Annotated in this window: 13 protein-coding genes; 7 read left to right on the top strand and 6 right to left on the bottom strand. The window is 66.7% G+C overall.

Annotation, left to right across the window (positions count from 1 at the left end; genetic code table 11):
• Positions 1 to 12: 12 nt before the first annotated feature.
• Positions 13 to 579, top strand: coding sequence for a dTDP-4-dehydrorhamnose 3,5-epimerase (gene rfbC, locus ACFVIV_RS09665; RefSeq protein WP_379194408.1), 567 nt, complete (start codon positions 13 to 15; stop codon positions 577 to 579).
• Here the strand turns inward: rfbC and ACFVIV_RS09660 are convergent.
• The 4 genes from ACFVIV_RS09660 to ACFVIV_RS09645 are packed head-to-tail and all read right to left on the bottom strand — an operon-like array spanning position 563 to position 4261.
• On the bottom strand, positions 563 to 1591 hold the full coding sequence (locus ACFVIV_RS09660) for an NAD-dependent epimerase/dehydratase family protein (RefSeq protein WP_379194406.1): 1029 nt from the start codon (positions 1589 to 1591) through the stop codon (positions 563 to 565). The genes rfbC and ACFVIV_RS09660 overlap by 17 nt on opposite strands.
• Positions 1592 to 1593: 2 nt before the next feature.
• A complete protein-coding gene (locus tag ACFVIV_RS09655) occupies positions 1594 to 2244 on the bottom strand; it encodes a PIG-L deacetylase family protein (RefSeq protein ID WP_379194404.1) in 651 nt (216 codons plus the stop codon).
• Positions 2241 to 3023, bottom strand: a complete 783-nt coding sequence (locus tag ACFVIV_RS09650; RefSeq protein WP_379194402.1) for a sugar phosphate nucleotidyltransferase — start codon at positions 3021 to 3023, stop codon at positions 2241 to 2243. The genes ACFVIV_RS09655 and ACFVIV_RS09650 overlap by 4 nt, the downstream gene beginning before the upstream one ends.
• Positions 3020 to 4261, bottom strand: coding sequence for a methyltransferase domain-containing protein (locus ACFVIV_RS09645; RefSeq protein ID WP_379194400.1), 1242 nt, complete (start codon positions 4259 to 4261; stop codon positions 3020 to 3022). The genes ACFVIV_RS09650 and ACFVIV_RS09645 overlap by 4 nt, the downstream gene beginning before the upstream one ends.
• Before the next feature lie 518 nt (positions 4262 to 4779).
• On the opposite strand from ACFVIV_RS09645, the gene ACFVIV_RS09640 reads away from it, so the two are divergent.
• The 4 genes from ACFVIV_RS09640 to ACFVIV_RS09625 all read left to right on the top strand — a co-directional run bounded on the left by ACFVIV_RS09640 (position 4780) and on the right by ACFVIV_RS09625 (position 10139).
• A complete protein-coding gene (locus ACFVIV_RS09640; protein ID WP_379194398.1) occupies positions 4780 to 6291 on the top strand; it encodes a sugar transferase in 1512 nt (503 codons plus the stop codon).
• 156 nt (positions 6292 to 6447) lie between these two features.
• A complete protein-coding gene (locus tag ACFVIV_RS09635) occupies positions 6448 to 7683 on the top strand; it encodes a cytochrome P450 (protein ID WP_379194396.1) in 1236 nt (411 codons plus the stop codon).
• A gap of 12 nt (positions 7684 to 7695) precedes the next feature.
• Positions 7696 to 8436 (top strand): TetR/AcrR family transcriptional regulator, encoded by a 741-nt coding sequence (locus tag ACFVIV_RS09630; protein ID WP_379194394.1) that lies wholly within the window; start codon positions 7696 to 7698, stop codon positions 8434 to 8436.
• A gap of 59 nt (positions 8437 to 8495) precedes the next feature.
• Positions 8496 to 10139, top strand: a complete 1644-nt coding sequence (locus ACFVIV_RS09625) for an alpha-L-fucosidase (protein WP_379194392.1) — start codon at positions 8496 to 8498, stop codon at positions 10137 to 10139.
• Here the strand turns inward: ACFVIV_RS09625 and ACFVIV_RS09620 are convergent.
• A complete protein-coding gene (locus ACFVIV_RS09620; protein ID WP_379194390.1) occupies positions 10120 to 10590 on the bottom strand; it encodes a hypothetical protein in 471 nt (156 codons plus the stop codon). The genes ACFVIV_RS09625 and ACFVIV_RS09620 overlap by 20 nt on opposite strands.
• Between ACFVIV_RS09620 and ACFVIV_RS09615 the strand changes: the two genes are divergently transcribed.
• On the top strand, positions 10483 to 10737 hold the full coding sequence (locus ACFVIV_RS09615) for a hypothetical protein (RefSeq protein WP_379194973.1): 255 nt from the start codon (positions 10483 to 10485) through the stop codon (positions 10735 to 10737). The two genes, ACFVIV_RS09620 and ACFVIV_RS09615, sit on opposite strands and share 108 nt — an antisense overlap.
• Positions 10734 to 11147: a hypothetical protein gene (locus ACFVIV_RS09610; RefSeq protein ID WP_379194388.1), complete on the top strand. Its 414-nt coding sequence runs from the start codon at positions 10734 to 10736 to the stop codon at positions 11145 to 11147. Before ACFVIV_RS09615 ends, ACFVIV_RS09610 begins: the two co-directional genes overlap by 4 nt.
• A 5-nt stretch (positions 11148 to 11152) precedes the next feature.
• On the opposite strand, the gene ACFVIV_RS09605 is transcribed toward ACFVIV_RS09610, so the two are convergent.
• Positions 11153 to 13363 (bottom strand): MMPL family transporter, encoded by a 2211-nt coding sequence (locus ACFVIV_RS09605; RefSeq protein WP_379194386.1) that lies wholly within the window; start codon positions 13361 to 13363, stop codon positions 11153 to 11155.
• Positions 13364 to 13441: the final 78 nt, after the last annotated feature.

The raw sequence follows: 13441 nt of genomic DNA, 5'->3' as shown, positions 1-13441 counted from the left end.
CACCATGACCTGGTGCGCATCGAACCCACCAAGCTCGCCGACGTGCTGGTGCTGACCCCGCAACCCTTCCGCGACGGCCGCGGCCTGTTCACCCGGACCTTCGACGCCGAGCAGTTCGACGCCTTCCTCGACACCCCGGGCCTGGCCGCGACCTTCCTGCAGGATTCGCAGTCGCGGTCCTATCGCGGCGTGGTGCGCGGCATGCACGGCCGCCTCGGCCGCGGCGAGGCCAAGCTGGTGCGCTGCGCCCACGGCGCGGTGCACGACGTGCTGGTCGACATCCGCCCGGATTCGCCGACATTCGGCCACCAGCAGGCTTTCCTGCTGGACGACAACGACTTCCGGCACCTGTACGTGCCGCCGGGCTTCCTGCACGGCTTCCAGGCGCTGAGCCCGGTGGCCGATGTCTGCTACCGCATCGACCGCCCGCACGATCCGGCCGAGGACATCGGCGTCGCCTACGACGATCCGGAGCTGGCCATCGCCTGGCCGCAGCCGGTGACCGTGGTCTCCGACCGGGATGCGCACGCGGGCTCCTGGCGCGATCTCCTCGACCGGCACCTCAGGCCCCGATCCTGATCCGGCGCAGCTCCTCGTCGAGGACGCCGGACTCCTGGAGGGATCGCAGGTGCGCGAGACGGGTGAAGCGGTGGAAGAAGGTCTCGGCGGTGAGCCCGCGCGCGATGTACTCGCCGTACAGCTCGCCCGCGCCGTCGGGAATGCTCCAGGCGGCCTCGAAGCCCAATTCCATGCGGGCGTAGGAGAAGTCGACCCGATAGGAGCGCGGGTCCGCACCGCTCTCCCCGGTGATGTTCAGCGTGGACCCGGGCACGGTGTCGACGACCGCGCGCGCGATCTCGGCCACGGTGAGGTTGTTGGCCTCGGTGCCGACGTTGTAGGCGCGGCAGTGGATGGCGTCGATGGGCGCGGTCAGGCAGACGGCGAAGGCGGCGGCGATATCGCGCGCGTGCACCAGCGGCCGCCAGGGCGTGCCGTCGGAGAGGACCTTCACCTCACCGGTGAGCACCGCGTACCCGACCAGATTGTTGAGCACGATATCGGCGCGCAGCCGCGGTGAGAAGCCGAAGGCGGTGGCATTGCGCAGGAACACCGGGGAGAAACCGGAATCGGCGATGGCGGCCACATCGTCCTCGACGCGCACCTTGGATTCGGCGTACGGGGTGAGCGGGCGCAGCGGGGCGTCCTCGGTGACCAGCCCGTCGCCCGCGGCCCCGTAGACCGAGCAGGTGGAGGCGTACAGGAATCGGCGCACCCCCGCCTGTTTGGCCAGCTGTGCCAGCCGCACCGAGGCGTGGTGATTGATGTCGTAGGTGATCTGCGGCGCCAGCGCGCCGAGCGGATCATTGGACAGCGCCGCCAGGTGCACGACGGCATCGAATCCGGTCAGCTGATCGACGGTCACGTCCCGTAGGTCCACCGCGAGCGCCGGCGGTGCGGGCGGAGCCTCGCCGAGCACGCATTCGGCGAAGAAACCGCTGTCCAGACCGGTGACCTCATGCCCGGCCTCCTGGAGCACCGGCACCATGACCGTGCCCAGATAGCCCTGATGGCCGGTGACGAGAACACGCATGATCATGCACCTCCGAAGGTAAGGGTGGCCTTGTCGAGCAGGAACGCCTCCGCGTGCGTCGCGCGGCACTGCACGCCGCGCAGCCGCGTCAGCGCCAGGAAGGACTGCTCGTCGAACCAGTCCCGATGACGTTGCGAGGGATAGTGCTTCAGCAGCAGCGCGGCCTTGTGCTCGGCCACCCCCTCCGCGAGTGGATGGAACACCGTGGGCTGCGGGGTATCGTTCTCCCACTTGAGGATCTCGTAGCCGAGCAGCAGGTGATCGCGGAACTCCGTGGGCGCCAGCTCGGCCAGCAGCCGGTGGTCCTGATGCGCGTCGCCGCGCTGCGGGGCGAACACCACCTCGGCGTGGCCGCCGCGCCGCAGGGCCGCCACCGCGTCCTTGACCCGCTCCCAGTGCGCGGGCGCGTAGCCGTCCGGCACATCCAGGATGCGCAGATCGAGATCGGCTCCGGGACAGAACGATTCCAGCGCGGCCTGCTCCTCGCGGGCCCGCTCGGTGCCGGCGCCGCTGAGCACCAGCGCGCGGATCCGCACGCCGGGCACGGCGGCGGCCAGGGTCAGCAGGGTGCCGCCCATGCCGATGGCCAGGTCATCGCAATGCGCTGCCAGCAGCGCGATTTCGCGAATCGCGCCGGTGTGGAATCGGATCATGGGCGAGACTGCTCCCAGACCATCCAGGGCCGGTCGCCGCGCTGATATCCGGTATCGAGCTCGGCGCGCTCCTTGAAGGTGTCGGCGGGCTTCCAGAAGCCGTGGTGCTGATAGCCGAACAGCCGGCCCTGGGCGGCCAGCGCGCCGCAGGCGTCCTCGACCAGATCGCCATTGGGCGGCAGGAGTTCGAAGACCTCCTGGGTGAGCACGAAGTAGCCGCCGTTCTCCCAGATGGGCAGCCGCGAGACGGGGGTGATGTTCTTGACTTCGCCGGCGGTGTTCACATCCACGCAGTGGAACGAGGACTGCGGCGGCACGATCATCATCGACGCCGCGGCGCCGGAATCCTGGAAGTCGTTGATCATCTTGTCCAATGGCGCGTCGGTGAGCACGTCGGCGTAGTTGGCCAGGAAGTACCGCTCGCCGTCCAGATACTCGCGCACCCGGCGCAGCCGCTCGCCGATGGGCGATTCCACCCCGGTGTCGACGAAGGTGATGGTCCAGTCGCTGATATCGGATTGCAGCAGCTCCACCCGGCCGCCGCGAATGACGAAATCATTGGAGACCGACTCCTGATAGGTCAGGAAGAAGTTCTTGATGTGCGCGGCGCCGTAGCCCAGGCACAGGATGAAGTCCTTGTGCCCGAAGTGCGCGTAGTACCGCATGACATGCCAGATGAGCGGGCGCGGGCCGACCATCTGCATGGGTTTGGGAATCATGTCCTCGGTGCCGTTGCGCATGCGCATGCCATAGCCGCCGCAGAACAGTACGACCTTCATTTCACTTGCCTTTCCGCAGGCCGGGCGCTGTGCAGGGTGGGGAGGGGGTAGACGAGCTCGCCGCCCCGGTCCAGGACGTGCGCCAGCTGTGCGGTGATCTCGGATTCCAGATTCCAGGGCAGTACGACGACCACATCGGGTTTGTCGGCGTCGATGCGCTCGGGGGAGTGGATGGGTATGCGGGTGCCCGGGGTGAAGCGACCGTGCTTGTAGGGGTTGCGGTCGACGGTGTACTCGAGCAGATCGGTGCGGATGCCGCAGTAGTTGAGCAGGGTGTTGCCCTTGCCGGGCGCGCCGTAGCCGACCACGCGTTTGCCGGAAGCCCTGGCGTCCAACAGGAATCGGAGCAGATCCTGGCGCACGCGCTCGGTGCGGGGGCGCAGTTCCAGATAGCCGGACACCTCGTGCAGACCGGCCTCGGCCTCCAGGCGCAGGACCTCGGCGACCCGTTCGGAGGGTTCGGCGACGCCCTCGGGGCGGGCCCATAGTCGCAGCGAGCCGCCGTGCGTGCCGAGCAGTTCCACATCGACCACCACCAGGCCCGCCGTCGCCAGGGCGCGCTGCGCGGACAGCACCGTGTAGTACTGGAAATGCTCGTGATAAATGGTGTCGAACTGGCCCAGCGCCACCAGGTTCAGCGCATGGTGCACCTCGATGGACAGCCAGCCGTCATCGGCCAGCAGGGCGCGCAGCGAGCGGGTGAAGCCGAGCAGATCCGGAATGTGGGCGTACACATTGTTCGCCACGACCAGATCCGCCGGGCCGTGCTCGGCGCGGATCTCGGCGGCCAGCCGCTCGTCCAGGAAGGCGGTCACCGTGGGCACGCCCTTCTCGCGCGCCGCCGCACCGACGTTCACCGACGGCTCGACGCCCAGGCAGGGGATGCCCGCGGCCACCGCGTGCTGGAGCAGGTAGCCGTCATTGCTGGCGACCTCGATCATGAAGGATGAATCTTTCATCCCGAGCCGCGCGATTGCCTGTTTCACGAAGTGCTCGGCATGCCTGACCCAACTGTCCGAAAAGGACGAAAAGTAGGCATACTCGGTGAAAGTCTCCTCCGGGGTAATCAATGCCGGAATCTGCAAAAGCAGGCAGTTCTCGCACAACCGCAGATGCAGCGGATAAGTCGGCTCCGGCAGATCCAGTTCGGACGCCGTCAGGAACTTCTCGCAGGGCGGTGTCGCACCAAGATCGAGAATGCTGATCAGGCTGCTGGATTCACAAAGACGGCATTGCACGCAGTTTCCCCACCTTTCACCGAGACCGGACCACCGGAAGGCCGGCTGCACTGTGGTCGGATCGGTCCGGCCTTACGTTACAACAGGATTGACCTGGCCCCTGGCCGTCTTGACGTGATGCGATGGTGATCAGGGGGTAAATTTCTGCGACCCGCAGAACCGGGCGTTCGGTCGGCAAACTTACGAGTCGTGCACGATAAGGGTTACATGCTGGTCACGCGGCGTGTCCAGCGCTTGCGGACCTGCGATTTTGCGAATAGGGGAAATAGGGGGCTGGAAACGGGAAACCGGTCGCTATGCTGCCCGCGACTTCCCGGGAAACATTGGGGCTATGCGGGTTTCGCTGTCCGCGTCGATCCGGGTGTGTAACATTCGACCCCTGGCTACCGAAGTGATCGGTGGCCCCATCGGTTGTCATGAGTCTGAAAGCCCTTGGGGAACCGGCGTCAGCCCGTTCTGTGGAACTGATCAGTGGGGATCGGGACCGAGTTCTCCCGTGGGGGAGGTGCGTTCGTTTCATGAGTTACGACATTTCTGCCGGCCGCGCTGTGCGCGCGAGCCGGCTGCCGCGGCCGGAACCGCGTTCGGATCGCGAACGCTGGCAAGGGGATTATGCGCGCCGATTAGCTGTCAGCGATTTGCTGGTTGTGTGCCTGGCCATTGGCGCGGCGCAAATAATCCGTTTCGGCGGGCCGGCCGCGCCACCGCTGGCGTCGACCTTCCCGGTCGAGGTCGGCTACACCGCGGTCTCGATCGTGCTGGCGCTGGCCTGGTGCTGCACGCTCTCCGCCACCGGCACCCGGTCACTGCGGGTAATCGGCAGCGGCACAGAGGAATACCGGCGCGTGGTCTCGGCCTCGCTGCGGCTGTTCGGCGGCGTCGCCATTGTCTCGCTGCTGCTCCGGGTGGATATCGCGCGCGGCTACCTGGCCATCGCGCTCCCGCTGGGCATGATCGGGCTGATGATCGAGCGCCGCATCTGGCGCAGCCGGGTGGCCAAGCGCCGGGCCCGCGGCGAATACCGCACGGCCATGCTGGTGGTCGGCAGTCCCGATGCCGCGCGCGCCATGGTGGCGGCCTTCTCCCGCGATGCCGAATCCGGATTCCAGGTGGTCGGCGTGTGCACTCGCGATGCCGAGGGCGATCTTGCCGAGAGTTCGCTGGAAGTGGGCGGGCGGGAGATACCCATTGTGGGAAGCGACCGTTCGGTTATCGACGCGGTGCGGCGCACGGGGGCGGACACGGTGGCGGTCACCGCCACCGACAACCTGGGTCCGGCCGACTTCCGGCACATGGCATGGGAATTGGACCCCCTCGGGGTGGAGCTCATTGTCGCGCCCGGACTGGTCGACATCTCCGGCGCCCGGCTCACCCACCGCATCGTCGCCGATATGCCGATGCTGCACGTGGAGAAGCCGCAATACGATCGCGCCAAGTCGATTCGTAAAGAGGTCTTCGACTTCTGCTTCGCCCTGCTGGCGGTGCTGGCAACCGCTCCGACACTGCTCGCCATCGCCATCGCGGTCAAGCTCGACAGCCGCGGCCCGGTCTTCTACCGCTCCGAGCGGATCGGCCGCGACGGCCAGCCGTTCCGGATGTTCAAGTTCCGCAGCATGTATGCCGACGCCGATGCGCACATCAACGCGCTCATCGCGGGCAATGGCGGCAACCCGGTGTTCTTCAAACTCCGCGAGGACCCGCGGGTGACGCCGGTCGGCAGGGTCATCCGCAAATACTCCCTCGACGAGCTACCCCAGTTCTTCAATGTGCTGCGCGGTGAGATGAGCGTCGTCGGGCCGCGCCCGCAGGTGCAGCGCGAGGTGGATTCCTACGACGGGGTCATGCGCAGGCGGCTGCTGGTGAAGCCGGGCGTGACGGGTCTGTGGCAGGTGAGCGGGCGCTCGGACCTGACGCCCGATGATGCCATGCGACTGGATCTTTCCTACGTGGAGAACTGGTCCATGGTGCTCGATCTCTTGCTGATCGCGAAGACTGTCGGGGCGGTCACCAGGGGTGATGGCGCGTACTAGCTTCCCTCTCAGCCTCATTCGAGCCCCCGCCGCAGTACGCGGCGGGGGCTCTCCTTGTCCATTGACGCATCAAGTGAACGGGATTTACTAATACCTGTTCACAAAAGTGATGTGGTGTGGTTCACTCCTCTGGAACGTGTTCCAAAGGAGGTACCCGTGTCCGCGCCGTCCATCCCGTCGGGCTTCGACTTCACCGATCCCGATCTGCTTTCCGAGCGTCTGCCAGTCGAAGAGTTCGCCGAACTTCGCCGCACGTCCCCGGTCCACTGGGTCCCCCAGCAGGACAGCGGTTTCACCGATGACGGCTACTGGGCCGTCACCCAGCTCGAGGACATCAAGGAGATCTCGAAGACCCCCGAGGTCTACTCCTCGGAGGAGAACACCGCCGTCATCCGCTTCTACGGCGACATCCTGCGCGAAGAGATCGAGGTGCAGCGCTTCCTGCTGCTGAACCAGGATCCGCCCCGCCACACCAAGCTGCGCCGCATCATCTCCAAGGGCTTCACCCCGCGCGCCGTGGAGAGCCTGCGCAATGCCCTGCGCGACCGCGCCGAGCGAATCGTGCACGAGGCCAAGAAGACCGGCAGCGGCGACTTCGTCGAACAGGTCGCCTGCGAGCTGCCGCTGCAGGCCATTGCCGAGCTCATCGGCATCCCGCAGGAGGATCGCGGCAAGATCTTCCAGTGGACCAACGAGATGATCTCCTACAACGACCCGACCTTCGAGGGTGACCACAAGGTCGCCACCGCCGAGGTCATGGGCTACTCCTGGAATCTGGCCGAGGAGAAGCGCAAGTGCCCGGTCGATCTGGGCGGGGCCGAGGACATCATGTCCACGCTGTTGAACGCCGACGTCGACGGCGAGGGCCTGGCCTCGGACGAATTCGCCTGGTTCGTCATCCTGCTGGCGGTGGCCGGCAACGAGACCACCCGCAATGCCATCACCCACGGCATGAAGGCGTTCGTGGACTTCCCCGAGCAGTGGGAGCTCTACCGGGAGCAGCGCCCGCGCACCGCGCCCGACGAAATCGTGCGCTGGGCAACGCCTGTCGTCGCCTTCCAGCGCACCGTCATGCAGGACACCGTGCTCGGCGGGCAGGAGCTGAAGAAGGGCCAGCGCGTCGGCATGTTCTACAGCGCCGCCAACTTCGACGAGCGCCACTTCGAAAACCCCTACCAGTTCAATGTGTTGCGCAACCCGAACCCGCATGTGGGTTTCGGCGGCACCGGAACGCACTACTGTGTGGGGGCCAACCTCGCCCGCCTGGAGATCGACCTCATGTTCAACGCCATCGCCGATGTGATGCCGAACCTGCGCCAGGTCTCCGAGCCGGTCCGGCTGCGCTCGGGCTGGCTCAATGGCATCAAGAGCTGGCAAGTGGCTTACGAGTAAACGGAAGTACGAATGACACAGACCAAGCGACGCGGCCGGATGCCCGCGGTGAGCGATGCGGACATCCGGCGCGTCGCGCGGTCACTCCTGGTGGAGCAGGGCCTGGACGCCATCACCCTGCGCGCCATCGCGCGCGAGCTGGGCATCACCGCTCCCGCGCTGTACCGCTATTACGAATCGCGGGAGGCCCTGGTGGCGGCGGTGCGCAGCGATGTGTGCCTCGACCTGGCCCGCGATATGGCGGCCGCCCTCGACGGCGTGCCCGACGACGCCGGCGTGCGCTTCTTCGCCATCTGCCGCGGCTTCCGCGAATGGGCGCTGACCCACGGGCGAGAATTCACCCTGGTCTTCGCCTCGCCCGCATCGGCCGGAATCGACAGCGCCATGCGGCAATTCGGCGAGCCGGTGGGCCGCCTGTTCCTGGAGGCGGCCGGCCGTCTGCTCAACGAGTACGAGATCGTCACCCCGCCAACCGAACTCATCCCCGCCGAGCTGCGCGACGACCTGGTCCGGTTCCAGACCGATCTGCTGCGGGTGCTCGCCGACTCCGGCCAGAAATTCCCGGCCGAGAAACTGGACCTCGGCGTGAGCTACGTGATGATCCAGTTCTGGGCCCGCCTGTACGGCCACGTGACCCTGGAAGTCTTCGGCAACTACCCGATTCACGTCTCGCACCCGGACGTCCTGTTCGACGCCACCCTCGCCGATATCGGCCGCAGCATCGGGCTGACCGGGGGTAATACCCAGGTGTGACGCGCCGTGGGCCCTGAGGATGATTACAGTCGGCTATCACCGGACCTACCGTATTTCGCGTGAACGATGCGCATCCGGTGACCGAGGGCCCGGTGCCCGGCAAGCAGCCGGGCCGATCGTGGCCGCGCCGGATCGGCCGGTTCGTGCTGCGGGCGGCCCTCGTCCTGGTGATCCTGGCCGTGGTGGTCGCGGCGGCGCTGGGCGTCGGGTCGTGGTGGTGGGCGCGTTCCGATGACGGGAAGGCGGCCATGACCACGACCGGTCCGTACGAGGCTTCACTGGAATCGCTGCGAAAACACCCGCTACCCACCTGGTTTCAGGATGCGAAGTTCGGCATCATGCTGCACTGGGGTCCGTACTCGGTCCCCGGTTTCGCGCCGAAGGGCCGCACCTTCAACGAAACCCTCGTCCAGGACTACGATCACGCACTCACCCGCAGCCCCTACGCCGAGGACTACGCGAACCAGATCAAGGACCCGGATTCACCCACCGCCGCCTTCCACCGCGCCACCTACGGCGACGCCACCTACGCCGACCTCGCCGCGCGGTTCGAAGCCGGTCTGGCGGAATGGGATCCGGACGCCTGGGCCGAGAAGTTCCGGTCCATCGGAGCCTCCTACGTGGTCCTCACCGCCAAGTACGCCGACGGATACTCCTTGTGGCCCAGCACGGTTCGCAACCCCCACGCACCGGACTTCCACGCGAAGCGCGACGTGGTCGGCGAACTCGCCCGCGCTGTGCGGGCCCGCGGCCTGAAATTCGGCCTCTACTACTCCGGCGGCGTCGACTGGACCTTCCAGCCGCAGGTGGTCCAAACCCTAGGCGACTACGCGTACCTGCCCTACGGCTCCGACTACCGCGACTACGCCGAGGCCCAGGTCCGCGAACTCATCGACCGCTACCGCCCCGACCTGCTCTGGAACGACATCAGCTGGCCCACGGGCCAACAGCGCCTCAACGCCCTGCTGGCCGACTACTACAACACCGTCCCCGACGGCGTCGTCAACGATCGCTGGCGCACCGCCAACTTCCTCCAGCAGGTCATGGGCCTGCGACCCCTGCGCTGGTGCTTCGACCAACTCATGAAGCGCGCCCTCCGGGCAGACCCCGGGGTAGCCGACCGAGCCAGCACCCCACCCCCGGTGCCGCACAGCGACTTCCGCACTCCCGAATACACCGGCTTCGACACGATCCAGGACACCTACTGGCAGCAGGACCGCGGCATAGGCGGCTCCTTCGGTTTCAATCGTCAGGAAACCGATGCCGACTACGCCACCCCCGACACGCTGTTGACCAGTCTGCTCCAGGCGGCCGCGAACAACGGCACGTTCCTGCTCGATACGGGGCCCAGCGGGGGAGCGGGCGAGATAGTTCCCGCCCAGCTCAGCAGGCTGGACGCCATCGGCGCGTGGATGTCGGTCAACCGCGAGGCGGTCGACGGCACCCGCCCCTGGCGCATGTCCTCGGCCGCCACGGCCAGCGGCGGGAAGGTCGTCTTCACCCGGCGCGGCTCCGACGTCTACGTGACCGTGCTCGACCGCCCGACCGGCCCGATCACGATCAAAGACGTTGTCCTGCAAGGTAACGCACAGCTCTTGGGCTCGCACGAGCCCGTCGGCCTGCAACAGCAGGGTGGTGACACCGTGCTGACCGCGGCCTTCTCCGGCGGCTTCGCGCCGGTGATCAAGATTTCCGGGAGCTGAGCGACTCGGCGAGCAGTGCCGCGAGGGTGATCAGCCAGGCGGCGACGGCGACGGCCGGCAGGAGAGCGCCGAGGGTGTGCAGGGCGGGGACGTGCAGGGCTGTGCCGGTGGAATAGGTTGCGACAGAGGTCATTCCGAGCGGGAAGGCGGTGGCCCACCAGCGGATATCGTAGGCGGTTCGGGGGCGGACGGCGGCTACCGCGAGGATCGCGTAGCCGATCAGGTTGAGGGTCGGGAGGATGAGGGTGGAGACACTGTGCTGGCCGCGGCCTCCTCCGGCGGCTTCGCCCCAGCGATCAAAGGTTCCGCGCCATAACTCGACTATGGATGCTATAGTTTCGCTATGGCGAAGACGACTATTCAGACCAGCGTTGCGACTCGTGACAAGTTGCGGGCTCGAACGCCCGAAGGATCCACTCTCGAGGACACGATTCTCACCCTCCTCGCGCACGATGATGCACGGCGCGACCGGCGCAAAATGCTACTGGAGCAGCGCTTTGCCGAAGCCGCCGCCAACGCCGACTCGGTTGCCCGCGCCAACCGGATGGCCGACGAACTCGCCGAACTCGCTGCCGACGACGCTGCCGAGTCCAAATGACCGGCTACGTCCTCGACGACACACTGCTGAGAGCCTTCGCACAAGGCGACGACGACGTCGCCAACCTGATCGCCAGCCTGGATGCTCGCTCCGTCCGTATGGCCGTGCCCGTCAACGCCCTGCTGATGGCACAGGCAGGGCTGTCCGACGAGCAATGCGAATACGTCAACGCCGTCGTCGAGCGTGTACCCCATATTCGCCGCGACGACCTCACGGAGCTCGACCACATCACTGCCATCGCCAGGGTGGCGGCCTGGATCGGCGAACCCGAGGACATCGCAGCCGCTCACACAATGGCGGTAGCGAAGCTGCTCGACTACTCGATTCTCACGATGGACCTGAAGCGGTGGGAGCGCGCCAAGGGCGTCGTACCGTGGCAGGTGCGGCTGATCGAGTACCGCCAAGGTTGACGACCTCAATGGCGGGCCGGAGTCGTCGCGGTGAGGCGGGTGGCGTGGTGCTCGTCATCGAGGACCGGTTCGCTCAGGCCGACCCGTTGCTGGATGCGCTTCATCCAGGCCGGGGCCCACCACACGCGGTCGCCGAGCAGTTTCATGACGGCCGGGACCAGCAGCATGCGCAGAATGGTGGCGTCGATGAACAGGGCCGCGATCATGCCGTAGGCGATGTACTGCATCATCACCAGATCGGAGAAGGCGAAGGCGCCGGTGACCACGAGCAGGATCAGGGCCGCGGCGGTGATGATGCGGCCGGTGTGGGCGGTGCCCGTGCGGATCGCCTCCTCGGTGGTCGCGCCGCGGGAGCGGGCTTCGACCATGCGGGACAGCAGGAATACCTCGTAGTCGGTCGACAGGCCGTAGATGATCGCGATGATCAGCACGAGCACATTGGACTGGATGGGCTGCGGCGTGAAGTTCAGGATGGTCGCGCCGTGGCCGTCGATGAAGATCCAGGTGAGGATGCCCAGGGTGGAACCCAGCCCCAGGGCGCTCATGAGGGCCGCCTTGATCGGCAGGATGACCGAGCCGAAGGTCAGGAACATGAGCAGGCCGGTCAGCAACAGGACCAGCGCGATCATCATGGGCACCCGGGTGAGCAGGGCCTCGATGCTGTCGTGCTGAATGGCGGGGACGCCGCCGACCAGCAGGGTCATGCCGTCGGGGACGTCGATGGACCGCAGGTAGTCGATGGTGGCGTCGGCCTTGCCGGAGTCGGCGAGAAAAGCCTTGGCGCGGTAGATCTCCGGCTGGATGGCCGAGCGCATGGGCAGATCGAACTTGCCCGCCAACCCCGGTGCCTTATTGGCGAGATCCCAGGCCGGACCGACAGCGCTCGGATTACTGGATACCAGGATCAGTTCCACCGGATCGGATTTGCGCAGCGGAAAGTGAATGTCGATCTGCTGCTGCGCCAATCGGGCCGGATTGTCCGGCGGCAGATACTTCTCGCTGAACCCGCCGAAGGCAATGCCGCGCATGGGCAGAATCAGCAGGAACAGCCCGAGCACAATGGGCACGGCGATCTTCAGCGGATGCCGCATGACCCAATCGGTGGTGCGCCCCCAGAAGCCATTCTCGATCTCCTCCGCCGTCGGGGTGCGGCGGAATCGCTTGAAGCCCAAGGCATCCACGCGCGGGCCGAGCACCGCCAGGGCGGCGGGCAGGATGGTGACCGCGGTCAGCGCGGCGAGGGTCACCGTGGCGATCGCGCCATATCCCATGGACTTCAGGAAGCCCTGCGGGAACAGCAGCATGCCGCCGAGGCTGACCACGATCATGGTGGCGGAGAACACAACCGTGCGCCCCGCGGTCATCACCGAACGACGCACCGCCGCATGGGTGTCGTAGCCGTCGGCCAGCTCCTCGCGGAACCGGCTCACGATGAACAATCCGTAGTCGATGGCCAGGCCGACGCCGATCATCGAAACCACGGGGCCGACAAAGGAATTCACATCGGTGACGTTGGTGACCAGGCGCATGATCCCGTTCGCGCCCGCGACGGTGAGCAAGCCGAGGATCAATGGCAGCGCGGCGGCGACCACCCCGCCGAAGATGAAGAACAGCAGGACCGCCACCACGGGCAGTGCGAGCAGTTCCATGCGGTGTGTATCGGCCGCGGCGGTGTCGGTGAGCGCGCCCGCCAAGCCCTGCAAGCCGGCGACCTGCACCTTGACGCCGGGAATATCGAAGGCGTCCTTGACCTTTCGATAGTTGTGCATCATGGCCGTATCGTCGTCACCGCGCAATGCGATGGCGGCGATCGCATACTGCCGGTCCTTCGTGGCCAGCGCCGGGCCGCTGGCCCTGCCGGTCTCCGTCGGCCAGTACGCGCCATTGATGCCCGAGATCTCGCCGGGATACTCCTGCGGCAGGCTGTTCAGGTTGGCGACCACGGCCCGGCTGAGATCCGCGTCGTCGACGGTCTTGCCCTCGGGCGCGGTGTAGAGCACCACCACGTCCACATCGTGACTGCGCCCGAACGCCGCATCCGCCAGCCGCGAGGCCACCGCCGACTCCGAGCCGGGATCGTCCAGCCCGCCCGAGCTGAGCTCCCCCTCGAGACCGGAACCGTAAGCGCCCAAAGCCAATAGACCGGCGGCGACAATCCCGATGACCCCGAATCGCCAGCGGCACGCGAAATCACCCCAGCGGGCGAACAGGTCCATATCGCACGGTAGCAAGCAAGATCGGACTCGGCACCCGTTCCCAATCGTCCAAGGCGCCCGCGCGAGGGAGCAGTAGCG

The organism is Nocardia sp. NPDC127526 (assembly GCF_042672265.1).
Classification (GTDB): Bacteria; Actinomycetota; Actinomycetes; order Mycobacteriales; family Mycobacteriaceae; genus Nocardia.
Note: the sequence above shows the minus strand (reverse complement) of the source record. Positions and strands in the feature narration are given on the sequence as shown.

What these genes read in the sequence shown, in the direction of transcription:
- ACFVIV_RS09650 (WP_379194402.1), bottom strand. Translation starts at nt 3,023, where the DNA reads ATGAAGGTCGTACTGTTCTGCGGCGGCTATGGCATGCGCATGCGCAAC.
- ACFVIV_RS09615 (WP_379194973.1), top strand. Translation starts at nt 10,483, where the DNA reads ATGGCGAAGACGACTATTCAGACCAGCGTTGCGACTCGTGACAAGTTG.
- ACFVIV_RS09605 (WP_379194386.1), bottom strand. Translation starts at nt 13,363, where the DNA reads ATGGACCTGTTCGCCCGCTGGGGTGATTTCGCGTGCCGCTGGCGATTC.
- ACFVIV_RS09655 (WP_379194404.1), bottom strand. Translation starts at nt 2,244, where the DNA reads ATGATCCGATTCCACACCGGCGCGATTCGCGAAATCGCGCTGCTGGCA.
- ACFVIV_RS09660 (WP_379194406.1), bottom strand. Translation starts at nt 1,591, where the DNA reads ATGCGTGTTCTCGTCACCGGCCATCAGGGCTATCTGGGCACGGTCATG.
- ACFVIV_RS09630 (WP_379194394.1), top strand. Translation starts at nt 7,696, where the DNA reads ATGACACAGACCAAGCGACGCGGCCGGATGCCCGCGGTGAGCGATGCG.
- ACFVIV_RS09610 (WP_379194388.1), top strand. Translation starts at nt 10,734, where the DNA reads ATGACCGGCTACGTCCTCGACGACACACTGCTGAGAGCCTTCGCACAA.
- ACFVIV_RS09640 (WP_379194398.1), top strand. Translation starts at nt 4,780, where the DNA reads ATGAGTTACGACATTTCTGCCGGCCGCGCTGTGCGCGCGAGCCGGCTG.